Here is a 23,338-nt window from a genome sequence, read left to right as displayed (position 1 = left end):
TAGAAGCGCTTTTTTTAATGATAAAATATTTACTATTTATTTGTTTATCAATAGGTTTTGTAAGCTGTAAGGAAGAAATTCCGTTACAGATTACTACTAAAACCTACGATCTAAAATCTGAATTGGATTGTTCGGTTGGAAATTGCACGTATGTTCATTTTGAAATTCCTTCGGTATCGGGCAACCAAGCGGTTTCAAAAGCTATGAACGATCGTTTTTTTAAGTTTGTTGAAAGTATTGTGGCTTTTCAGAATGATAAAAAAACCAGTTCGTACGATACACTTGCGATAAATTTCGTACATAATTACAACGAAGTTTACAGAACATATCCTGACAATGCTGTTGCGTGGGAAGCCAATTTTAAGGTGAATCATAAAGCGGTATCGCCTAAAGTTTATCAAGTGGTTTGGGATTATTATATTTTCACGGGTGGCGCACACGGATTACAGGCTGCAAAGGTTTTTTTGTTTGATTTATCTACAGGTGATACCATTCCAAAGAAAGATTTGTTCATTAATTATGAAGGATTTAAAAGGTATGCCGAAACCGAATTTAAAAAGCAATTGAATATTTCGGGTAATTTGAACGATGCTGGTTTTACTTTTGAAAATAGTAAGTTTAAACTTCCCGGAAATTTTTATCAAACCACAAATGAATGGATCTTACATTACAATCCGTACGAAATTGCGCCGTATGTACAAGGATCAACCGTTATAAAACTGCCTAAACAACAAGTAGAACGTTTTTTAAACCCACTTTACTTTAAAAATTAATTATTTTGAGCGTTTACAAAAATCTGTTTAAAACCACTTTAATCTACGGAATAGCCACGGTTGTTCCTAAAATGATTGGTTTTTTTATGGCTCCACTTCATATTGATTGGTTGCCTAAAGATGCTTATGCCGATTATACATTGATTTTTTCGTGGATGATGTTTTTTAACGTGGTGCTTTCTTTTGGTATGGAAACGGCTTTTTTCCGATTTTATAACAAGCAAGAAAATAAACCAGAAGTTATAAATAACACCATTTTATTTTTAATGGCTGTTTGCGCTGTATTTTTAATTAGCGTGTATGCTTTTAAAAGTTACATCGATACTTATTTTGGGATTTCACCTACTGTTGTAAGTTACCTTTTCTGGATTTTGGTTTTAGATAGTTTAGCGGTCATTCCGTTTGCTATATTGCGCGCACAACAACGACCAATAAAATACAGTTTTATAAAAATTACAAATGTTTTAGTAAACACAACGCTATCGGTACTGTTTTTATACGTTATACCTAAATCTTTAGAAAACAATCAAAGCTCCTGGTTACAAAACTATTACCAGACAGATTTTCAGGTTGGGTATTTATTCTTATCTAACATAATTGCCAGTTTAGTTACAATTTTACTGCTTTCTAATTACTATTTAAAGTTGCAGTTAAAATTCAACAAAAAGCTTTGGAAAGAAATGGTTATGTACAGCTTTCCGGTTATGATTGGCGGGTTGGCATTTGTTGTAAATGAAACGTTTGATAAAGTTTTTTTAGAAGAATTACTACCCGAAAGTTTTGTAGATTTAGGATTGGCAAGTTATGGAGCGATCTATAAAATTGGTGTTTTTATGGTTTTGTTTCGTATGGCTTATTCGTTGGGAATTGAACCTTTCTTTTTTAGTTATGCTAAAAACGATGATGCTCCTGTAAAATATGCAACCATTACAAAATATTTTATCATTTTCGGAAGTTTTGCAATGATTACAATTGTTGTTTTTGCTGATCTAATCAAGTTATTTTATATACCGAAAGAAGAATACTGGTTTGCTATGGAAATTGTTCCGTACATTATTTTAGCGAACCTCATGTTGGGTATTTACACCAATTTATCAGTTTGGTACAAAATACAAGACAAAACTAAAATCGGAGCATATATTTCGGTTTTCGGAGCCATTGTAACAGTTGTTTTAAATTATATCTTAATTCCAAAAATTGGTTTAATCGGATCTGCAATAACTACTTTAGCTGCTTACGCAACAATGATGTTTATTTCGTTTGTGTTGGGACAAAAATCGTATCCAATTCCGTACGATAAAAAAGCAATCGCACTTTATTTAGGAACCGCCGTTTTGTTTTCTTTTGGATACTTTTACAATTTCCGAGAGAATTATTTCGTGGGAATAACATTCATTCTTATATTCGTAGCATTGATTTATTACAACGAAAAAGTAATGATTCAACGTATATTAAAATCTGTTTTAAAAAAATGAAAATAAATATTATCAATAAATCGCAACACGCCTTACCAAGCTACGAAACCATTGCTTCGGCAGGTATGGATTTGCGTGCAAACCTAACACAGCCAATCGTTATAGAACCTATGGATCGAGCCTTAATACCAACAGGTTTGTTTATGGAATTGCCAATTGGTTACGAAGCACAAGTGCGTCCGCGCAGTGGTTTGGCATTAAAAAAAGGAATTACCTGTTTAAATTCACCAGGAACAATCGATGCTGATTATCGTGGAGAAGTCGGTGTTATTTTAGCCAATTTATCAAAAGAAACTTTTGTGGTAGAAAACGGCGAACGCATTGCACAAATGGTAATTGCAAAGCACGAACGTGCAGAATGGGTAGAAGCAGTAGAATTATCAACAACAGAACGCGGTGCAGGCGGATTTGGAAGTACCGGAGTAAAATAAAACACTTATCCTGCGAGGTTTTTAAAACCTTGTAGGATTTCAAAAATTATATGCCTAAAAAGGTCTGTTAGACCTTGCAGGAAATTCAAAACTAAAAAAGAAAATGAAAATAATCGTACCAATGGCAGGTCGTGGTTCACGCTTGCGTCCACATACATTAACAACGCCAAAACCATTAATTCCAATTGCAGGCAAGCCAATCGTTCACCGTTTGGTAGAGGATATTGCCAAAGTAATTAATCAGCCAATCGACGAAATTGCGTTTATCATCCACAAAAGTTTCGGTAAAAACGTAGAGAAAGATTTAATTGCAATTGCAGAAAAATTAGGAGCTAAAGGAACTATTTGTTATCAAAACGAAGCATTGGGGACAGCACATGCTATTTTATGTGCCAAAGAAAGTATGCAGGGACCAATTGTGGTTGCGTATGCTGATACATTGTTCCGTGCCGATTTTACATTAGATGCTTCTGCTGATTCCGTTATTTGGGTGAAGGCTGTGGAAGATCCATCGGCGTTTGGAGTAGTTCAATTGAACGATAAAAACGAGATTGTTGATTTTGTTGAAAAACCAACAGAATTTGTTTCTGATTTAGCAATTATCGGAATCTATTTCTTTAAATCTGCCGAAAATTTACGAAGCGAATTAGAGTATCTTTTAGATAATAAAATTGAAAAAGGCGGCGAATATCAGTTAACCGATGCTTTGGAAAACATGAAACAGAAAGGTTTGCGTTTTGTTCCGGGTAAAGTTGATGAATGGATGGATTGCGGAAACAAAAACGTAACGGTTGATACCAATAACCGTATGTTGAACTTTTTGCATAACGATAATGAAAACCTAGTGGCATCAACAGCCATTATAGAAAATTCAACTATTATTCCACCGTGTTATATTGGCGAAAATGTAGTTCTTAAAAACGCAACTGTGGGACCAAATGTTTCTTTGGGCGATAATTCTAAAGTAGAAAACGCTACCATTAAAAACAGTTTGATACAAACCAACGCCACCGTAAAAAATGCCGATTTAGACAATGCAATGATTGGTAATTTCGCAAGCTTTAACGGTAAGTTTACCAACATAAGTATAGGCGATTACAGTGTGTTAGAATAATCATAAAAAAATCCGTGTTCGCGGATTTTTTTGTTTCTTTATAGTTTTAATTTCAAGAATGAAACAAATTTTTATCATATTAAGTATTGCTTTTTTTGCGGTTTCGTGTAAATCGTCAAAGAAAAATACGTCTGCACCGGAAAATCAAACCGAAAATACTGCGGAATCTATTATTGCAGAACCAAAACCCGAAAACACCTCAAAAAAAGCAAATAAGAAAGCTATTGCCGAAATCGCCGTTGATCATTATGCCTTGTTTAACGATTTTAATACGTTAAGTATTACAGCCGATGTTGATTATAAAGACAAAAACATGGATCAGTCGCCAACAGCTGATATTAAGATTCAAAAAGGAAAACAAATTCTGATTAGCGTAAGAGCACTTTTTGGTGTCACTGTTGCAAAAGTTTACTTAACACCTGAACGTGCCAGTTATTACGAAATTACGGGATCGCATTACGATGGCGATTATAAATTTATTAAAGACTTTTTAGGAACCGAAGTTACTTACGAAAACGTTGAAAACTTGTTGTTAGGTAAGGCTTTTTACGATTTAAACACAAACGATTATCAAAAAATAAAGAGTAATGAATTAGAGTTAAAACTGAACCAGTTTTTAATGCGTTTGGTCTTGGGATCTAAAAATCAGGTAGCATCAACAGAAGTTACCGAAGATAACGTTGCCGATAAACTGGTTATTCAATATCCGTCGTATCAGTCAAGCGAGAACATCTATCTTCCAAAAGAAATAAAGATTCACGCAATGCGTAAAGACGATGTACAAATCAGGATCGATTACAAAAAAGTTTCGGTAAATCAATCGGTTGATTTTAAATATAAAATCCCAAGTGGTTCCAAAGCAATTAAAATTTAGTTATTTTTGAACAAAATTCAATGTAATGCGCCGCATTTTATCAGTTATACTATTATTATTTTCCGTTACCACCTTCGCACAGCAAGATTACGAAGCACAACAGCGTAAATTAGAAGAACGTAAAGCCCAAATATTAAAAGAAATTAAAGAATACCAAACCCTGCTTAACACCAATAAAAAGCAGGAACGTAATATTTTGGCGGAATTAAACGAACAAAACAGAAAAATAAAACTTCAAACCGAATTAATCAACAATTCGCAAAAACAAATAAAAACCTTAGCGAACGATATATATGTGAACACATTGGCATCAAACAAATTAAGACGCGAATTAGGTGTTTTAAAAGATGATTATGCAAAAACCATCGTGAAATCGTACAAATCTCGATCGGAACAAAACCGCATCATGTTCATTTTATCGAGTAACAATTTTTTACAGGCATATAAACGTATGCAGTATATTAAGCAGTACGCAAAATACCGCAAATCACAAGGTGATGAAATTCGATCTAAATTCGAAGAGTTAGAACGAATTTCTGCTCACATGGAATCGCAAAAAAACAAACAGGAAAAAGTACAAAACGATCAACAAGGTCAGCGTAAAGAATTAGAGGTTGAGCGCGGAAAACAAAGCGAATTAATGGCGTTAGTTAAAAAAGACGGAAAAAAGTATTCTGACCAAATTCGCAAAAAACAACAAGAAACAAAGAAAATTGACAGAGAGATTCAAGCAACTGTTAAAAAGATAATTGAAGAAGAAAACCGTAAGCGTCGGGAAGAAGAGGCGCGAAGAAAACGTGAAGAAGAAGCTCGAAACGCAAAATCGGGTACTAAAACAACAACCAAACCTACGGTAACGAAAACAAGTACTGCCGGTAAGTTTGATATGACACCTGAAGAAAAAGCCTTGGCAACAAGCTTTAGCAATAACCGCGGACGTTTGCCTTGGCCGGTTGAAAAAGGATACATTTCCTCGCGTTACGGAACAGTGAAACATCCCGAATACGATATTGAATACGAAAACCACGGAATTGAAATTAGTACCGAAAAAGGATCTACCGTTCGTAGTGTATTTGAAGGTGAAGTTTCGCAAGTTCAGGTAATCGGAAATTCGCGTACGGTGTTTATCCGCCACGGAGAATATATTTCGGTATACCAAAACCTTGCAACGGTTAGTGTATCAAAAGGACAAAAAGTATCAACCAAACAAAAAATCGGAACCGTTGGAACCAATTTTGAAGGGGCTTCGGTTTTAAAATTCCTTATTACCAAAAACAGTGATTACAACAACCCGCAATCGTGGTTAAGCGCTAAATAATTATGGAAATGAAGAAACCTTTTAATTTAAAAAATTGGATCGATGAAAACAGAGGGTTGCTAAAACCGCCTGTTGGAAACAAGAATATTTATACAGAATCGGGCGATTTTATTGTAATGGTTGTAGGCGGACCCAATGCCCGTAAAGATTATCATTACAATGAAACCGACGAGTTCTTTTTTCAGTTGGAAGGAAGTATTTCAGTCGCAGTTCAAACCGAAAATGGTAAAGAAGTAATGCAGTTGAATGCTGGTGATGTTTTTCTTTTACCAGCTAAAACACCACATTCACCAATTAGAACAGAAGGATCGGTTGGCTTGGTTGTAGAAATGAAACGCACAAACGCAGATGCTAAAGACGGATTGCTTTGGTTTTGCGAAAACTGTAACGAAAAACTGTACGAAGTTTATTTTCCGTTAGAAAATATCGAAACCGATTTTCTGCCTCATTTTAAATATTTCTATACGTCGGAAGATTTGCGTACCTGCAAAAAATGCGGAACGGTTATGGAAGCAGACGAGCGTTTTGTTGGTTAATCCACATAATTTTAGTATCTTACAAAAACTATATAAAAACAGAATATTATCATAAAAAAGCAATGAAAACAATTTTATCGCAATTAGGCTTAAACAGCACAAACCTGGGTTCATCAACAGGAACACAGTGGTTTGCAAACGGATCAGAAATTTCATCATACACACCTGTAAACGGCTCGTTAATCGGCACGGTTCAAACATCATCAAACAGTGATTACGAAAAAGTAATGAGCACTGCCGAAAAAGCTTTTAAAGAATGGAGATTGGTTCCTGCACCAAAACGTGGCGAAATTGTACGTCAGGTTGGTGATGCATTACGCGAAAACAAAGACGCTTTAGGTAAATTGGTTTCGTACGAAATGGGTAAAAGCTTACAAGAAGGCTTAGGTGAAGTTCAGGAAATGATCGATATCTGTGACTTTGCAGTAGGTTTATCTCGCCAGTTATACGGTTTAACAATGCACTCAGAACGACCAATGCACCGCATGTATGAGCAGTATCATCCGCTTGGAATTGTAGGAATTATTTCTGCATTTAACTTCCCGGTTGCTGTTTGGGCTTGGAATGCAGCTTTGGCTTGGGTTTGTGGCGATGTTTGTGTTTGGAAACCAAGTTCTAAAACACCATTATGTGCTATTGCATGTCAGAATATCATTTCAAAAGTATTCGAAAAAAATAATGTACCAGAAGGAGTTAGCTGTTTAGTTACAGGAAATGCTTCGGGCGATTTAATGAATAACGACAAGCGCGTACCGTTGGTTTCTTTTACAGGATCAACACGTATTGGTCGTCACGTATCAAAAACAGTTGCAGAACGTTTTGGTAAAACTATTTTAGAGTTAGGTGGAAATAACGCCATTATTGTATCAGAACATTCAGATTTAAGTATGGTATTGGTTGGTGCCGTTTTCGGAGCAGTAGGAACTGCCGGTCAACGTTGTACATCAACTCGTCGTTTAATTGTTCATGAAAGTGTGTACGACAAAACAATCGAAACATTGAAAAATGCTTACGGACAGTTGAGAATTGGCGATCCTTTAGACGCTGCAAATCACGTTGGTCCGCTTATTGATACAAAAGCTGTTGAAGATTATTTAAAAGCAATTGAAAAAGCAAAAACCGAAGGTGGTAAAATAGTTGTTGATGGCGGTGTGGTTGAAGGAGCTGGTTACGAAAGCGGTTGTTATGTAAAACCATGCATTATTGAAGCTAAAAATGATTTCGAAATTGTTCAGGAAGAAACTTTTGCGCCAATTTTATATGTAATGAAATACAGCACAATTGAAGAAGCTATTGATATGCAAAATGGGGTACCACAAGGATTGTCATCGGCAATTTTTACAAATAATTTACGTGAAGCAGAATTGTTTTTATCGCAAGCAGGATCTGACTGTGGTATTGCAAACGTAAACATTGGTACATCGGGTGCAGAAATCGGTGGAGCTTTTGGTGGTGAAAAAGAAACAGGTGGCGGACGTGAATCTGGTTCTGATGCTTGGAAAGTGTACATGCGCAGACAAACAAATACCATTAATTACGGTACCGAATTGCCATTAGCACAAGGAATAAACTTTAATTTATAAAATACAGCACATGAAAAATTTATTTATAGCTGCAACAATGTTGTTATCGGTACAGTTTGTATCGGCACAGTCGGCAGATATTAAAAAGGATGCTATTGAAGCCATTAAAATATCAGGAGCAGCAGCTGGAATCACAGCAGTACTAGAACCAATAATGGAACAAATGCCAGAAGAAAAACGTGCAGATTTTAAAAAAGAATTCGAGGCTGCCTTACCAAGTTTATACGAAAGTATGGCAAATTCTATGATTAAATATTATTCGCACGATGATATAAAAAAAATGTTAGAGTTCTATAATTCGCCTGTAGGTTTAAAGATGCAGAAAAACGCAAAACAAATCACGAAAGATCAAATGAAAGCGGGTGAAGAATGGGGAATGCAACTTCAAGGATTGTTAATGAAATACATGCAATAATTATAAAAACGAGGTTTAATAAGCCTCGTTTTTTGTTTTAAAAATGTTAAGTTTTGTTTGTTTAATTTAAAAAAAGTGTAATTTAGTTTTCTATTTTAAATTCAAATCATGAAAAAGTTTATTTATGGAACATTAATGTTCTTTGCAATACAAACAGGAATTGCACAAACGAAAGATGCCCAAACTTTAGTAACTAACATGGGTGTTAAAGCACAAATTGAAGGAATTAAACAACAAATTTTACCAATAATTACTACCGAAAATGTTGAAAATTTTAATAAAGATTTTGATGCAATGGTAACTGATTTTGTTAGTAGATTTTCTAAATTAGTTGATGAAGGTTACAAAGCTTCTGATATTCAAGAGGCAAATAAAAAATTTGCCGAAAGCAAAGAAATTGCTCAAATTGTACCAATAGATGCTCCTAGTTTGGAGCAAAAGATAATGGCACTACAAGCAGAGGCAAATGTTACAATGGAAGGTTTGGTAATGAAATATGGCGATCCAGAAGCGTTACAAGCAGAAGAATAATTTAATTACTATTTATACAAAGAGGTTATTTTTTAACCTCTTTTTTTATGCGTATTTTTGAACAAACAATATACTATGAATTGTCCGTGCTGTTCCAACAAACTTTATACAGAGTGTTGTAAACCTTACCACACTAAAGAAAAATACGCGCCCACTGCCGAAGCTTTAATGCGTTCTCGCTTTTCTGCATTCGCCATTCCAAATGGCGACTATTTAATGACCACCACTTTACCAGCAAAGCGTAAATTTCATACTAAGGATGAATTACAGGAATGGGGCGAAATCAATCAATGGATTAAACTGGAAATCGTAAATGTTCCTACAGTAAACCAAGTGGAATTTAAAGCTTTTTATATCGATCAAAATCAAAAAGAACAACTGCATCATGAATTATCGGTGTTTCAAAAAATGAATGATCGTTGGTATTATGTTTCGGGCGAATTTCTAAACGACAATTAATGTCTTAACCTGAATGTATATTTGATATGGGAAGAAGAAACGAAACCAACCGATTGGCACACAAGAAAAAGGTCGATCAAAAAAAGAATAAAGCAAGCAATGCCGATGCGCTTCGAAAAGAAAAATTAAAGCAGATTCAGCAACAATTCAACCAGCAAAACAACGAAGATTTACAAGAAGAGTAACATGAAAATTCTGCATACAGCCGATTGGCATTTAGGAAAACGTTTAGATGGTTTTAGTCGATTTGACGAACAGATCGATGTTATGAATGAAATCGTGGAAATTGCCGATCGTGAAAAGGTAGATTTGATTTTGGTTGCTGGTGATTTGTTCGATGCTTTTAATCCGGCGGTTGAAGCGGTTGATTTGTTCTACAAAACTTTAAAGCGACTTACAAACAAAGCAAAACGACCTGTAATTGCTATCGCTGGGAATCACGATTCGCCCGATCGTATCAATGCGCCCGATCCTTTGGCGCGTGAATGCGGAATTGTGCTGATTGGTTATCCAAACGAAAAGGTAAATCTGTTTGAATTGGATCATTTTAAAATCGCACAATCTACCGAAGGTTTTATTGAAATAAATATAAAAAATATTGATTTTCCAATCCGAATCATTCATACAGCTTATGCAAACGAAATTCGTTTAAAACAGTATTTTGGCGAAGAAAAAGAAGAGCAGTTAAACAGTGTTTTAAAAGATCAATGGACTAAACTTGCCGATGAGTTTTGTGATGACAAAGGTGTAAATCTACTACTTTCGCATTTATACATGAACAAACGTGGAGCATCACTTTTAGAAGAACCCGATGGAGAAAAACCCATTAAAGTTGGCAATGCAGATATGGTTTATTCCGATTGTATTCCGCCGCAAATTCAATACACTGCGCTTGGTCATTTGCACGCGTTTAACAACATTGGTACAGCCGAAAAACCCGTTGTATATTCTTCTTCACCATTGTGCTACAGTTTTAGCGAAGCTGGTCAAACCAAATATGTATCTATCATAAATGCGCAGCCAAATCAAGATGTAAATCTTACGAAAATAAATCTGACAAAAGGAAAAGCCTTGGTTCGTAGAACCTTTCAACTGGTTAATGATGCTATAAACTGGTTATTGATAAATCCGGATACGTTGGTAGAACTAACGATGGAAACCGATACTTTTTTAACAACCGAGGAACGAAAAGCCATTTTTCAGGCACATTCGGGCATTGTTCATTTAATTCCGAAGGTGAAAAATAGTGGGTCAAATGAAATTTCAGCAAAAGAAATAAACCTAAATCAGGATATTAAAGATTTGTTTAAAGATTATTTCAAGTCTAAAAACGCACAACAGCAACCAAATGATGAATTAATGGATTTGTTTAACGAAGTTTTAAATAATCAAGAAAAATAAAAGTGTCTTTATTCTATCATCTTTAATCTTTGTTCAATCGCTTACACAACTAATTTATGATACCAATTAAACTTACAATAGAAGGTTTGTATTCTTATCAAAAAAGGCAAACTATTGATTTTGAAAACCTGATAAATGCAGGTTTGTTCGGTATTTTTGGATCGGTTGGTTCGGGGAAATCTTCAATTCTAGAAGCCATTACCTTTGCGTTGTATAGCGAAACAGAGCGTTTAAACAAGCTTGATAAACGGGGATACAACATGATGAATTTAAAATCGGACAGAGCTTATATTTGTTTTGATTTTTATAATTACGAAGACAAGATATTTCGTATTACTCGTGAATTTAAACGAAATTCTAAACGTTTTGATGATATTAAAACAGCAACTGTTGTTTTGTACGAAAAGATAAATGACGATTGGATTCCGCTAGACCACAGTAATACACAAAAAGTTATTGGTTTAAGTTACGATAATTTTAAACGAACCATCATTATTCCGCAAGGTAGATTTAAAGAATTTATTGAATTGAAACCTACGGAAAGAACAACGATGATGAAAGAGATTTTTAAGTTGCATCGTTTTGATCTGTCTGATAAAGTTTCGGTTTTAAACAGTAAAAATCTTACCGAATTAAATCAGTTAGAAGGAAAATTATCGGGTTACGATGAAGTTTCCGAAGTAAATATTTCCATTTTAAATGAGAAACTTACTGCTGAAACTGAAATTCAAACCGAAAAACAAGCGGTATTTAAAGCTATAAACGATAAATTACAGCATTTAAAAAGTATAAAAACCGATTTTGAATTGTTGCAAAACAAGCAAAATCTGTTTGAAGCATTCAACAATCAAAAACCAATAATCGATCAAAAAAAATCGGATTTAGAAATTTACGAGCGTGTTTACAAAACGTTTAATCAGTTGTTGATTGATAGTAAAAAAACCGAGCGTGACCTTCAAGAAAAAACCGATCAATTAGTAAAAGACCAAACATTTTTACAACATTCACAAGCAGAATTGCTTAAAATTGAAACTGCCATCAACGAACTAAAACCCTATGTTGATGATATGCCAAACAAGCGTTTACAGGAAAATGATTTAGGTTTTATTGCTGAAATACTTCAGTTTACTATTGATGTTGTGGAGTTGAAAAAACGAACTTCTAACGGCGAAGCTAAAGTTCATGAAATAGCGCAAATTGTTAATCAACTTCATCAAACCATAAAAGAAACTGAAAAAGAAATAAACGACTTTACTAAAAACCAGATTGAAACTACTGTTTTAATCAATGTTGGCGATTGGTTTAACAAAAAACAACATTTAGCAAAAGAGTTGAATCTGCAAGCAGAAAAAAGTAATCAGTTAAAAAGTGATATTCAATTAATTAAAAACGAATTAATCAGTGATAAAATTGATGTTTCAACTTTTGAAAATGATGTAAAAGCTTTAAACGATACATTTTCGCAACAAAAGAAGGAATTAAATACAAAACTGCAATCGTTTCAGGTACAGCAAGAACTGACACATTTTACACACAACTTGCACAACGGCGAGGCTTGTCCGCTTTGTGGATCGTTAGAACATCCTGAAATTTTAACGTTGAATGATGTTGCTTCCAATTTAAACGAAATTGAAATCGAAATAAATTTAATCGAACAAAAGCAGAATAATTCTGCTGAATTTGCTAATAAAATTCGACAAAAAATTCAGAAGTTAAGCATTCTTGAAGATCAATTTTTAAAGGAAAACAATCATTTTGAAGATTTGAAAAGTCAAATAGTTCAACACAATATCGGCTTTATTTGGACAGATTTTAACGCAGATAATTTTGATGATTTTCAACATAAGAAACAAGCATCGTTTGATTTAACAAAGCAAATTGAAAGTAAAAACAAATTCATTTCTGAACAAAGATTAAACTTAGAAAATCAGCAGGAAACAGCAGAAAAATATAAAAAAGCGTTAGAGAAATTTAAGTTAGATGAAGCGGAAAAGCAAGCGCAGATCAATCAGAATTTAAGCAATTTAAAAACGCTTGTTTATGCCGATTTTAGTATGTTTTCTGTAGCAGAAATTAAACAAAAATTAAAAGATTTAAAAGGATTCAATCAAAAAACGGAAGCCGATTTTAACCAATATAATCAGCAGTTTAATCAGTTAAACACACAAATTCAGGTTCAAAAAGCTTCAATTTTATCAACTGAAAAACAATTGTTCGATCTTAATAAAAATCTGGAAGAATTAAACGATTTATTCAACAAAAATCTGATCAATCAAAATATCGAAAACAAAGAAAAAGTTGTCGAAATACTTCATTTAAATCTGAATGTGGAATTTGTTCGAAATGAAATTGAAGAATTTACGGTTGCTTACAAAACATTGAGCAATGAAATCCAAAACTTAGAAGCGAAGTTAAAAAACGAAATTTTCAATGAAAATGATTATTTGCAACACGAAAAAGATTTTGAAACTGCCGAAATCGATTTAAAAATCGCAACCGAAAATGTTACCAAAACCAACGCAGAAATTAATCGATTAACAAAAGCTTTCAGTGAGAAAAAAGAACTTTTAACAGCATTAGATCAACTTAAAAAACGAGCAGAAAATTTAAAAACAATGAGCAACTTGTTTAAGGCTGCCGGTTTTGTTCAATATGTATCATCGATCTATCTTAAACAATTGTGCGAAAATGCTAATGTGCGTTTCCGAAAAATGACGCGAAGCCAACTGAGTTTACAGGTTAACGATGCAAACGAATTTGAAGTGATTGATTATTTAAACGAAGGCAGAACGCGCAGTGTGAAAACGCTTTCGGGTGGGCAATCGTTTCAGGTTTCATTGAGTTTGGCGTTGGCGTTGGCAGAAAGTGTGCAGGCAAATTCTTTAGCAAATAAGAACTTTTTCGTTATCGATGAAGGTTTTGGAACGCAAGATACCGAATCGGTTAATATTGTGTTTGAAACCCTTAACAATTTGCATAAAGAAAACCGTATTGTAGGAATTATTTCGCATGTGGAAGAACTAAAAGAGCGCATTCCCGTTGCTTTACAGATCACTAAAACCGATGAAGACGGAAGTTTAATTCAGTTTGTTTAGATTCATGTTTATTGTATATTTGTAAGAAACATTTAATTATGAAAAACATTTTTTTAACAGGTTTGTTTGCCTTTACATTTTTATTTGCATCTTGCGAAGATTCTTCTGAAACTGACATACATAATGAAGAAATAATAGAAGAGAATGATACAAATGTAGATAAATTATACCCTTCAAAGGTAAATGTAACTTCATTAGAAACAGTTCAGTTTTATTACACTGTAAAGACAGATGGTTTAGCTAAAAGAGATTTGTATGATTCTATTACATTTTCGGTCTCGGGCATAGAAGAAGAATTTCGTGTTTTTAGAATTGGCTATGAAGATCCTAATGATCCTATTGGCAATCCTGCAGAATATCAAGTTGAAAACTGGTACCACACTTTTATAAGTATTGGTGCGCACGAAGCTAAATTAATAGGATATAAAAACGGAACAAAAAAAACATTAGATGCAGTTACCTTTGGTGTTACTAATCCAAATGATTTTTTTAATATAGATTGGAGCGACCCACAAACCAAAAGTAATAGCTACACAAATTCTATCAATAATTTTGTATTAAATGTAAGCTCTAAATATGCTGGCAGCGTAGTTAATAGAAAAAAAGTTGCAGGAGCATCTTACTCTTGGAAATATAAATCTTGGCCTTATACACAACAAGAGTTTGAAAAAGGAAGAGATGTTCTTTACAATGCCATGGTAAAATTATATGGTGAACCAACTTATACAAAACAAGACGATTTAGTAAAAATATTTAATGATTCTTTTGTGGATAAAATTGATGAATTAGATGATATTGAATGTATTTGGATTACAGAAAAAAACAAAATAGCACTTTTATCAACGCTTCGTTTTAATGAGTTTCAAAAATTTTATGAACTTTACGCTCAAGAAAAAGAATAACATTTACACCCTTTTAAGGGTGTTTTTTTATGTAATTTATTCCCACCAAAAAGCTTCTTCGGCAGCTAATGCAGATTTGTTTTTTCGTAAGTATGCATTGTTATAGGTTTCCCAACCTTTATTGTTGTACTTTTCATTGGGACTGACTTCACCTGCACCTAAATCAAAATCGGCAGAAACATCGGGCACGCGGAAATCTGCCCATTTACAAATTTTTGCTTCTTTGGTTTGATAATCAGTCCAAGTGCCTACAAAAATATTGTTGATGTAACTAGCACTAAATAAACCTGTTAAAAAAAAATGCTTATGTGGTGCCGATTAAAAGTCAGTTTGAACAATCCTGCAATTATTTGGCGTTGAAAGAATTGGGCGTAAACAGAAGCGAAGATTTAAAGGTAGGTAAATTAAAAAGCTGGTTATACAGCAACGATATTGTAGATATTTCGTTTAAAGATGAAACCGATCTGCTTATTGAAATGGTTTTAAACACCTAATTCTATAAAAGTAAATTGTCATTCTGAACGAAATAAAATGGAGTGAAGAATCTCATCTAAAAAGGTATTCCTCCTATTGTCGAAATGACAAAAAGCTAATCTATTACAGCTTATTTTTCTTTAAGTGTGGATAAATTTTAAGATATAAATGCTCTACTTTTTCGCGAGCCCATGGCGTTTTACGCAAAAAAGTCAGCGATGATTTTATGCTTGGATTTTTTGTAAAACAATTAATAGGAATTTCTTTACCCATTGCATCCCATCCATCAAAAAACGCTACCATTTCTTCTAAAATAGTTTGAAGTTTCATACCGTGTAATGGGTCTTTATGTGTCATTTTTTTTATTCAAAGATAGGTAAACTTTCGCTTATTAGTAAATATCCATTCTAATTAAAGGCAATACACAAACCTTTGTTTGTTATAAGTTAAAAAAATATTAAATTGCACTAAAATATTTTGATTTTAACATACAAACTTAAGTAAGTGATGTTAACAAAATTACTAAATAACTTAAATGCAGGGTATTTACCAAATAATTGATTACGCAACTTATCTTTCACCTCTTGTTTTGCTTTCTGGTATAATATGGCAATTTAAGAATTACAGGTTTTTTACTTCTCCGTATAAAATTGTATTTGTTTATTTGACTTTACAGTTTCTTATTGATGTTTTCAGTAGAGTTTATTCCTATTTTTTTTTATCGAATCTTATATTTATTAGTATAGCAAACATCATTGAATTGCTTTGTCTTTTTGGTTTTTTAAAAGTGTCTTCTAGTAATTTACATAAAAATTATAATTTGTTCTTTGCTATTGTATTACTTTATAATATATATGAGATTGTAACTATAGATTACTATGATTTTAAATCGTTCCACACCTATTCAAGAACTGTAAACTGTATATTTTTGTTATTTATTACAATAAATAAAGTAATAAATAATTTAAAAAAAGAAATAATCCATAAACGCGTTAAAGTTAAATTATTTTTAATATTATTCTTTACTGTTGGCGCCATATTAAACTTACCCATTAACTTGTTGGTTAATAATGACAACCTCATGGTTTATATTTTTTGGCTAATACACGTTGTAAACTATATTATGTTATATATCGTTTTAAATAATTATCTTAGTAATTATAACAAAGTGAATCAAGTTAAATCGATTATAGATTAGCAAAAAAAAGCCTTACAAAGTGTAAGGCTTAAATATATTAATGTGTTTCGGTACCGTCAATTCCGTGAGCATGTCCGTGTTCTAATTCTTCTTCCGTTGCAGGGCGTGTGTTAATCACTTCTACATTAAATTCTAAAGTTTTTCCAGCCATTGGGTGGTTTAAGTCGGCAACAACTGCGTTATCTGTTACTTCAACCACAACAGCGCGAAATTGGTTTCCTTGATCGTCAGTTAAGGGTAACATTGCACCAACTGGTGGTAAGCCCGACTCACTAAACATATCTAAAGGTAATTGTGCAACTGCATTTGGATCTTTTTCACCGTAACCTTCTTCAGGTGCAATAGTAAAAGATTTTTTATCGCCAGCACTTAAACCGTTCATTTCGTTTTCAAATTTAGGAATCATCATACCTACACCGTGTAAATAGGATAATGGGTTTTCTGCAGTTGTTTCTTCTACAAATACTTTTTCTCCGTTAGCTTCAATTGTATGAAGTTTGTAGTTAACTGCAACTACATGGTTGTTTTCTATTGTCATTTTTTTGTTTTTTGTGAGATAAGATTCTCGTTACTACAAAGATATACTTTGTTATTTTTCTTTTGACTAAAGATTAGTTAACAATAATTATTCCGAATACATTTTCGCCCATTTTTGACGTGAATGAATGCAATTAAAGTGACGGAATGGCAGAATTTATTTGCGCACAACTAATATTTATTGCAAGAAAGTTTTGTTATTTATACAAACAAGATGTTTGCGCTAGCGTGGAGCATAATCATCTTTTTTATAAAAATTAGATGATTTTAAATAAGTATCAACAAACAGATAGAGTTTTAAGTATTATTATTGCTTGCTGTTTTCTATTTTGGGTATTAGCTAAAATCTCATTTTTATGAGATTTTGTTTTATTGGGTTTTTTACAAAATGGGTGCTTTACTCACAATATTTGTTACCATATTAGGTACAATTTATTTTTTAGTGAAATGTGTTATGATAGATCTTATCTAAATAAAATTTATTTTTATTGTTTTTTTCTTGGAACTCTTACATTGTTTAAAGTATATCATTAAGTGTACTTACTTTTTTAAGAAATAAATAAACTAAAAAGTCCCGCATTTGCGGGACTTTTTACAACTAAACTAACCAAAATAAATTTTCTTTTTCATAACTTATGTTGGTTAATCAATAAGTGTGCCAAAGTGCTATTTTAATAGAAAAACTAAAAATATAGCAGGCATAAAGTATATGACAATAGTTCGTGCACCGTCGTAATCTTTTGCAATACGCTGACCTAATAATAAAAATAACAAGGTAATACAAGAAACAATTCCCGAGTATAAAGCAATTTCTTTACAATCGTTAAATAAAAACCAGATTCCTGCTAATGCTAAAATTCCTGCAATAATTTCGAGAATCAGGATAATTCCTAACGAAAACGGAACTTTATCGCCTAAAAAAGTATTTGCAAAATGCGATTTTAACCAACCAACATTTCCCTTCCAATCAATTATTTTATCGTAACCCGATTGCAAAAAGGTAACCGCCAAAAACAGTAAAATAAGTATTTCTGTAATATAGTTCATATTGTTTTGTTTTTAGGTAAAGATAAAATTTTTTGTGATTCTAATACCAAATCATCAGAACTTGTATCATTCACAACTAATATTTTGTGTATAAAAAAAGTGATTAGGATTTTTCCTAACCACTTTATAATATATCTTTAAAACCGGTTTATTTAATTTCGGTAACAAATTTTTCTTTTGGCCGACGCACTTTTTTCATACCTTGTAACCAATCGCCTTCTGTAGCGCGATAGCCTAATGCCAATATGGTCTGCGATTTTAATCCTTTTGCTTTTAATCCTAATAATTCATCTAAATCATTATTTACAAAGCCTTCCATTGGCGTAGCATCTACTTTTAACATAGCTGCTGCTGCAATAGCGGTACCAAAACCTATATAAGCTTGTTTTGCTGTATGTGCTGCCTGTTGCTCTTGGGGCATGCCTAATAATTGTGCTTTTAAAGTAGCTTTGTATTCATCGGTTGTGTTTAATGGCAACCCACGCTCGGTATTCATATGGTCAAAAATACCATCAATACGTCCATCGGTATATTTATCCCACGAAGCAAATATTAATAGGTGAGATCCATCAATAATTTGTGATTGTCCGTATGCTATAGGTTGTATTTTTTCTTTTAATTCTTTGTTGCTTACTACAATAATTTCGAAAGGTTGCAAACCCGATGACGTAGGCGCTAAATGCGCTGCTGTAACAATTTGTTGCACGTTATCGTCGGCAACTTGTTCTCCGTTCATTTTTTTTGTAGCGTATCTCCAGTTTAACGCATTTATTAATTCCATAGTTTGTTTTTGTTTTTATACTACAAAGATAAGAAGCCTAATGTTTATTGTGCTTAATATAGGTTAATAAAAAAAGGCGAAATTATCTTCCGCGTTTGTGATTGTTTTTTTTCATGTGGTTTGGCTTACCCGTTTTTTTATAATGTTTCTTTTGTTTTTTTGGTGTATAGCGTTTTGCCGATTTATCGCCGTGTAACTTTTTATGCTGCCCAGGCGGTATGCGTTTATGTGTGGTGCGATGCGATGAAGGTGTGTGTACTACGCAACTTGTTAGTGATAACGAAAACGCCATAAGGATCATAAATATACCTAAATAGCGAGCTGTTCTGCCTAAAAATAACTTTTTCATAGATTAAAACTTTATTGTATTTGTTGGTGTAATACAATAATCGAGCCGTATATCTTCTGAAAAAACATTTGAAATGACAGGTTCCGGATTAAAAAATGAAAAACCTATTTTTACTACATTAGGTTTGCATTTTGATAAAAACAAATCGTAAAAACCTTTGCCGTAACCCACGCGGTTTCCAAAAACATCATAAGCTAATAATGGAACAAAAACAACATCGATCTGATTATCTGCAACCGAAAATCCGTTTTGTGGTTCGGGAATATTCCATTCGTTCTTTTTAATGGTTACATTATCAGTCAATAAAACATGATTCATTGTTCGGGTTTCAAAATCAGATTTTGAAACAATCACGTTTTTGTCTTTTCCGTTTAAAATATGCAGCAGATAATCTGTCTGAACTTCTTTATGCTCGTGTATCGTTAAAAAAACATGGTAATTTTCAAAATTCCAGATAGGTAGTTTTAAGGCTTGATTTGCAATTTGCAGACTTAAATCTTCAATTACATCAAAACTTAAATCATTCCGTAATTCTTTATATTTCTTGCGTAATTCTTTCTTGGTCATTTTTTAATTTAGTTGAAATATGATAAACAGCATCGCCCTGAAAGACAATAGCAGCTTGGTTTTTACAAATTATATATCCATCGTTAGGTGCTAAAATGGGTTCTTCTACCAAACCATACGGGTCGGTTATTTTTCCTAGTTGTGTACCGGCTTTTACTAAGGTTCCCGGACGTACAAAATTATGCAGTAAACCGGAATATTGTGCCCGAATCCACGTAGAATTTTCTATACAAACCATTTCGCGGGTCGGTTCTTTTACAGCAAAATTGTTGTTAAGCATCTGCAGTTTATCTAAAAAACGGATGGTTCCTTGCAGACCTTCTTCAATTACATCGTTATTGATATCTAATGCTTTTCCACCTTCAAACAAAATATATTTCTTGCCTAATTTATCGCACGCTGCACGGAAAGAACCTTCGATATTGTTTGAATGTAGAATAAAATGCGTAGAAAAAGCTTCTGCCAATGTATCTAATTCTTCATTGTTTGGTTCGATACGAATCTGCGGTACATTAAATCGACCGCGACCACCGGCGTGAAAATCAATGATATAATCAACTGTAGGGATAATATCCTGCATAATTCGGTACGCAAAACGGCTTGCTAAAGAACCCGATTGCGATCCTGGAAAAACTCGGTTTAAATCTCTACCATCAGGAAAATCTCGCGATTGATTTACAAAGCCAAACACATTAACCAACGGCACACAAATAATGGTACCACATTTCGGGTAATTGATTCCTTTACTAATCAGTTGTCGTACAATTTCAATTCCTGTAAGTTCATCACCATGAAGTCCAGCAATAAGTAATACGGTTGGTCCGTCGTAAACAGATCGTGAAACAATAATCGGAATCTTTAATTCCGTCATTGTATGTAGTGTTGCAATGTTTAGTTCAATGGTTTTTGTTTCGCCCGGTATAACCGATTTGCCTAAAATTTCAAAATTACGGGTAGTAAAGTGCATTTATTAAATTTTATGAAAATCATAACTTAAAGATACTTTTTTAATCGATAACAATTACAAAAACTTAATGTAAATTTGTTGTGCAACCCAATGCCGCTATGACAACAAATTCCGATATTTCTTTACAATTGCAAACATTACCCCAACTACCAGGTGTTTATCAGTATTTTGATAAAGATCAGAAGTTATTGTATGTGGGTAAGGCAAAGAATTTAAAAAAGCGGGTGGCATCGTACTTTAACAAAACGCACGACAATGCGCGTTTAAATGTTTTGGTTCGAAAAATTGTGGTTATTAAGCACATTGTTGTTAAAACCGAGACCGATGCGCTGTTGTTGGAAAACAATTTAATTAAAAACCTGCAGCCGCGTTACAACATTTTATTGCGTGATGATAAAACCTATCCGTGGATTTGTATTAAAAACGAACGTTTTCCAAGAGTTTTTTCTACCCGCAATTTTATTAAAGACGGATCTGAATATTTTGGACCATACACCAGCGGTAGAACTTTGCATACCTTGTTAGATTTGATTCGGGAATTGTATCCGTTGCGAAATTGCAATTACGATTTAAGTGTTCAGAATATAAAAAACGAAAAGTATAAGGTTTGCTTGGAGTATCATATTGGGAATTGTTTGGGACCTTGCGAAGCACATGAAACCGAAGAAGAATACTTGCGTAAAATTCAAAATATCCGTCAGCTTTTAAAGGGAAATTTTAAGGAAAACCTGAAAGAATTTAAGCAGTTGATGTTGCAGTATGCTTCGGAAATGAAGTTTGAAGAAGCACAGGCGATTAAAGAAAAAATGCAGATTTTAGAGAATTATCAGGCGAAATCTACCATTGTAAATCCAAAAATTACAAATGTTGATGTTTTTTCTATTGTATCAGATGAAACCATGGCGTACATAAATTTCCTGCAGATTGCGCACGGGGCTGTTATCAGATCACATACTTTGGAATTGAAAAAGCGTTTGAATGAAACCGATGATGAATTATTGGTTTTGGGAATTGTTGAAATTCGCGAGCGTTTTAAGCTATTGACAAAAGAAGTTATTGTTCCGTTTGAAGTTGATTTAGGCGAGAAAATATCCATTACCGTTCCAAAATTAGGCGATAAAAAACAGTTGTTGGAATTATCTGAACGCAATGCACGTTATTACAGATTAGATCAGTTAAAGCAGATAAAAATTGTAGATCCGGACAGGCATACCAATCGGATTATGGCGCAGATGAAGTCTGATTTACGATTGAGTAAAGAACCACGACATATTGAGTGTTTCGATAATTCGAACATTCAAGGAACAAATCCTGTGGCGGCTTGTGTTGTCTTTAAAGATGGCAAGCCAAGCAAAAAGGACTACCGACATTTTAATATTAAAACCGTAATAGGTCCCGATGATTTTGCGTCGATGGAAGAAGTCGTTTTTCGTCGGTATAGAAGATTGTTGGATGAGGGCGAACCATTGCCCGATTTAATTATTATCGATGGAGGTAAAGGTCAGTTGGGTGCTGCCTTAAAAAGTCTGGATATTTTAGGCTTACGCGGAAAAATTGCCATTATTGGTATTGCAAAACGTTTGGAGGAATTGTTTTATCCTGGCGACAGTGTTCCGTTGTATCTGGATAAAAAGTCTGAAACCTTAAAAATTATTCAGCATTTACGAAACGAAGCACACCGTTTTGGAATTACCTTTCATAGAAATCAACGCAGTAAAAATGCGATTGATAGTGGTTTAACAACCATTCCGGGCATCGGACCAAAAACCATGGAAAAATTAATGATTCAGTTTAAATCAATTAAACGTTTAGGCGAAACTCCTGAAGAGGAAATCGTGAAAGCAGTAGGTAAAAGTAAAGCCCAAAAGGTAGTCGATTATTTTAAAAAGAAATAATATTGTTTATCAGAATTCAAATAATAGTACGCAGATGACACAGATTATAGGTTTATCACGTAAAGATTGAAGATAAAAAGATCATAGTTAATCAGTGTTCAAAGCAATAGCACGTAGATGACACAGATTTTGCAGATTATAGGTTTATCGCGTAAAGATTGAAGATAAAAAGATCATAACTAATCAGCGTTATCAGTGTTCAAATAATAGTACACAGATGACACAGATTTTGCAGATTATAGGTTTATCACGTAAAGATTGAAGATAGAAAGATCATAGTTAATCAGTGTTCAAAGCAATAGTACGCAGATGACACAGATATTGCAGATTATAGGTTTATCGCGTAAAGATTGAAGATAAAAAGATCATAACTAATCAGCATTATCAGTGTTCAAATAATAGCACGTAGATGACACAGATATTGCAGATTATAGGTTTATCACGTAAAGATTGAAGATAGAAAGATCATAGTTAATCAGTGTTCAAATAATAGCACACAGATGACACAGATTTTGCAGATTAAATTTTTAGCTTTGTGTATAAAGTTAAATAAATTAACCCGTAGTGCATTATAGAAAAAGTTGCTCAAAAGATTAAAAATCAGTATATTGTATTG

The 23,338-nt window shown here is 33.4% G+C and carries 25 protein-coding genes; 17 read left to right on the top strand and 8 right to left on the bottom strand.

What is annotated here, in order from left to right; genetic code table 11:
• Nucleotides 1-17 precede the first annotated feature (17 nt).
• From EG242_RS08410 to EG242_RS08345, 15 genes are all read left to right on the top strand, one after another.
• Nucleotides 18-773 (top strand): DUF3298 and DUF4163 domain-containing protein, encoded by a 756-nt coding sequence (locus tag EG242_RS08410; protein ID WP_124899449.1) that lies wholly within the window; start codon nt 18-20, stop codon nt 771-773.
• Nucleotides 774-778: 5 nt separating this feature from the next.
• On the top strand, nt 779-2,248 hold the full coding sequence (locus tag EG242_RS08405) for an oligosaccharide flippase family protein (protein ID WP_124899448.1): 1,470 nt from the start codon (nt 779-781) through the stop codon (nt 2,246-2,248).
• Entirely contained in the window at nt 2,245-2,679 is a 435-nt protein-coding gene (gene dut, locus EG242_RS08400) for a dUTP diphosphatase (protein ID WP_124899447.1), read from the top strand. The genes EG242_RS08405 and dut overlap by 4 nt, the downstream gene beginning before the upstream one ends.
• Nucleotides 2,680-2,782: 103 nt before the next feature.
• Nucleotides 2,783-3,793 carry a sugar nucleotidyltransferase gene (locus tag EG242_RS08395; protein ID WP_124899446.1) on the top strand — a complete coding sequence of 337 codons (1,011 nt, stop codon included), beginning with the start codon at nt 2,783-2,785 and terminating at the stop codon, nt 3,791-3,793.
• Between the two features lie 58 nt (nt 3,794-3,851).
• Nucleotides 3,852-4,667: a DUF4292 domain-containing protein gene (locus EG242_RS08390; protein ID WP_124899445.1), complete on the top strand. Its 816-nt coding sequence runs from the start codon at nt 3,852-3,854 to the stop codon at nt 4,665-4,667.
• Between the two features lie 25 nt (nt 4,668-4,692).
• On the top strand, nt 4,693-5,985 hold the full coding sequence (locus tag EG242_RS08385) for a murein hydrolase activator EnvC family protein (protein WP_124899444.1): 1,293 nt from the start codon (nt 4,693-4,695) through the stop codon (nt 5,983-5,985).
• Nucleotides 5,986-5,987: 2 nt separating this feature from the next.
• Entirely contained in the window at nt 5,988-6,521 is a 534-nt protein-coding gene (locus EG242_RS08380; RefSeq protein ID WP_124899443.1) for a 3-hydroxyanthranilate 3,4-dioxygenase, read from the top strand.
• Nucleotides 6,522-6,583: 62 nt separating this feature from the next.
• Nucleotides 6,584-8,104: an L-piperidine-6-carboxylate dehydrogenase gene (gene amaB, locus EG242_RS08375; RefSeq protein ID WP_124899442.1), complete on the top strand. Its 1,521-nt coding sequence runs from the start codon at nt 6,584-6,586 to the stop codon at nt 8,102-8,104.
• Between the two features lie 10 nt (nt 8,105-8,114).
• Nucleotides 8,115-8,519: a DUF2059 domain-containing protein gene (locus EG242_RS08370; RefSeq protein ID WP_124899441.1), complete on the top strand. Its 405-nt coding sequence runs from the start codon at nt 8,115-8,117 to the stop codon at nt 8,517-8,519.
• A gap of 108 nt (nt 8,520-8,627) precedes the next feature.
• Complete coding sequence (locus EG242_RS08365; RefSeq protein WP_124899440.1) at nt 8,628-9,050, top strand: hypothetical protein; 423 nt, start codon at nt 8,628-8,630, stop codon at nt 9,048-9,050.
• Nucleotides 9,051-9,125: 75 nt separating this feature from the next.
• Entirely contained in the window at nt 9,126-9,509 is a 384-nt protein-coding gene (locus tag EG242_RS08360) for a YchJ family protein (RefSeq protein WP_124899439.1), read from the top strand.
• 26 nt (nt 9,510-9,535) lie between these two features.
• Nucleotides 9,536-9,694: a hypothetical protein gene (locus EG242_RS14840; RefSeq protein ID WP_158608858.1), complete on the top strand. Its 159-nt coding sequence runs from the start codon at nt 9,536-9,538 to the stop codon at nt 9,692-9,694.
• A gap of 1 nt (nt 9,695) precedes the next feature.
• The gene (sbcD, locus tag EG242_RS08355; protein WP_124899438.1) at nt 9,696-10,910 is read left to right on the top strand and encodes a metallophosphoesterase family protein; all 1,215 of its coding nucleotides are present in this window, start codon (nt 9,696-9,698) and stop codon (nt 10,908-10,910) included.
• A 56-nt stretch (nt 10,911-10,966) separates the two neighbouring features.
• On the top strand, nt 10,967-14,005 hold the full coding sequence (locus EG242_RS08350) for an SbcC/MukB-like Walker B domain-containing protein (RefSeq protein WP_124899437.1): 3,039 nt from the start codon (nt 10,967-10,969) through the stop codon (nt 14,003-14,005).
• A 38-nt stretch (nt 14,006-14,043) separates the two neighbouring features.
• A complete protein-coding gene (locus EG242_RS08345) occupies nt 14,044-14,907 on the top strand; it encodes a hypothetical protein (protein WP_124899436.1) in 864 nt (287 codons plus the stop codon).
• 36 nt (nt 14,908-14,943) lie between these two features.
• On the opposite strand, the gene EG242_RS14835 is transcribed toward EG242_RS08345, so the two are convergent.
• Nucleotides 14,944-15,096 carry a hypothetical protein gene (locus EG242_RS14835; RefSeq protein WP_158608857.1) on the bottom strand — a complete coding sequence of 51 codons (153 nt, stop codon included), beginning with the start codon at nt 15,094-15,096 and terminating at the stop codon, nt 14,944-14,946.
• A 119-nt stretch (nt 15,097-15,215) separates the two neighbouring features.
• Here EG242_RS14835 and EG242_RS08340 point away from each other — a divergent pair, with 119 nt between their 5' ends.
• A complete protein-coding gene (locus tag EG242_RS08340) occupies nt 15,216-15,401 on the top strand; it encodes a hypothetical protein (RefSeq protein ID WP_124899435.1) in 186 nt (61 codons plus the stop codon).
• Between the two features lie 103 nt (nt 15,402-15,504).
• Here the strand turns inward: EG242_RS08340 and EG242_RS08335 are convergent, their stop codons facing one another.
• The 7 genes from EG242_RS08335 to EG242_RS08305 form a co-directional block, all read right to left on the bottom strand.
• Nucleotides 15,505-15,738: a VF530 family protein gene (locus EG242_RS08335; protein WP_124899434.1), complete on the bottom strand. Its 234-nt coding sequence runs from the start codon at nt 15,736-15,738 to the stop codon at nt 15,505-15,507.
• Between the two features lie 878 nt (nt 15,739-16,616).
• Nucleotides 16,617-17,117, bottom strand: a complete 501-nt coding sequence (locus EG242_RS08330) for an FKBP-type peptidyl-prolyl cis-trans isomerase (protein ID WP_124899433.1) — start codon at nt 17,115-17,117, stop codon at nt 16,617-16,619.
• Between the two features lie 665 nt (nt 17,118-17,782).
• Nucleotides 17,783-18,163, bottom strand: a complete 381-nt coding sequence (locus tag EG242_RS08325; protein WP_124899432.1) for a DoxX family membrane protein — start codon at nt 18,161-18,163, stop codon at nt 17,783-17,785.
• A gap of 148 nt (nt 18,164-18,311) precedes the next feature.
• On the bottom strand, nt 18,312-18,944 hold the full coding sequence (locus tag EG242_RS08320) for a nitroreductase family protein (RefSeq protein ID WP_124899431.1): 633 nt from the start codon (nt 18,942-18,944) through the stop codon (nt 18,312-18,314).
• Nucleotides 18,945-19,026: 82 nt separating this feature from the next.
• Nucleotides 19,027-19,293, bottom strand: a complete 267-nt coding sequence (locus EG242_RS08315) for a hypothetical protein (protein ID WP_124899430.1) — start codon at nt 19,291-19,293, stop codon at nt 19,027-19,029.
• Between the two features lie 3 nt (nt 19,294-19,296).
• The gene (locus EG242_RS08310) at nt 19,297-19,860 is read right to left on the bottom strand and encodes a 5-formyltetrahydrofolate cyclo-ligase (protein WP_124899429.1); all 564 of its coding nucleotides are present in this window, start codon (nt 19,858-19,860) and stop codon (nt 19,297-19,299) included.
• Nucleotides 19,829-20,827, bottom strand: a complete 999-nt coding sequence (locus EG242_RS08305; protein ID WP_124899428.1) for a succinylglutamate desuccinylase/aspartoacylase family protein — start codon at nt 20,825-20,827, stop codon at nt 19,829-19,831. The genes EG242_RS08310 and EG242_RS08305 overlap by 32 nt, the downstream gene beginning before the upstream one ends.
• Before the next feature lie 98 nt (nt 20,828-20,925).
• Between EG242_RS08305 and uvrC the strand changes: the two genes are divergently transcribed.
• Nucleotides 20,926-22,722: an excinuclease ABC subunit UvrC gene (gene uvrC / locus EG242_RS08300; protein ID WP_124899427.1), complete on the top strand. Its 1,797-nt coding sequence runs from the start codon at nt 20,926-20,928 to the stop codon at nt 22,720-22,722.
• The last annotated feature ends 616 nt before the right edge of the window (nt 22,723-23,338 follow it).

The sequence above is a fragment of the Paenimyroides viscosum genome, assembly GCF_003858535.1.
Lineage (GTDB): Bacteria > Bacteroidota > Bacteroidia > Flavobacteriales > Flavobacteriaceae > Flavobacterium > Flavobacterium viscosum.
This window is presented reverse-complemented; position numbering and strand designations above follow the sequence as displayed.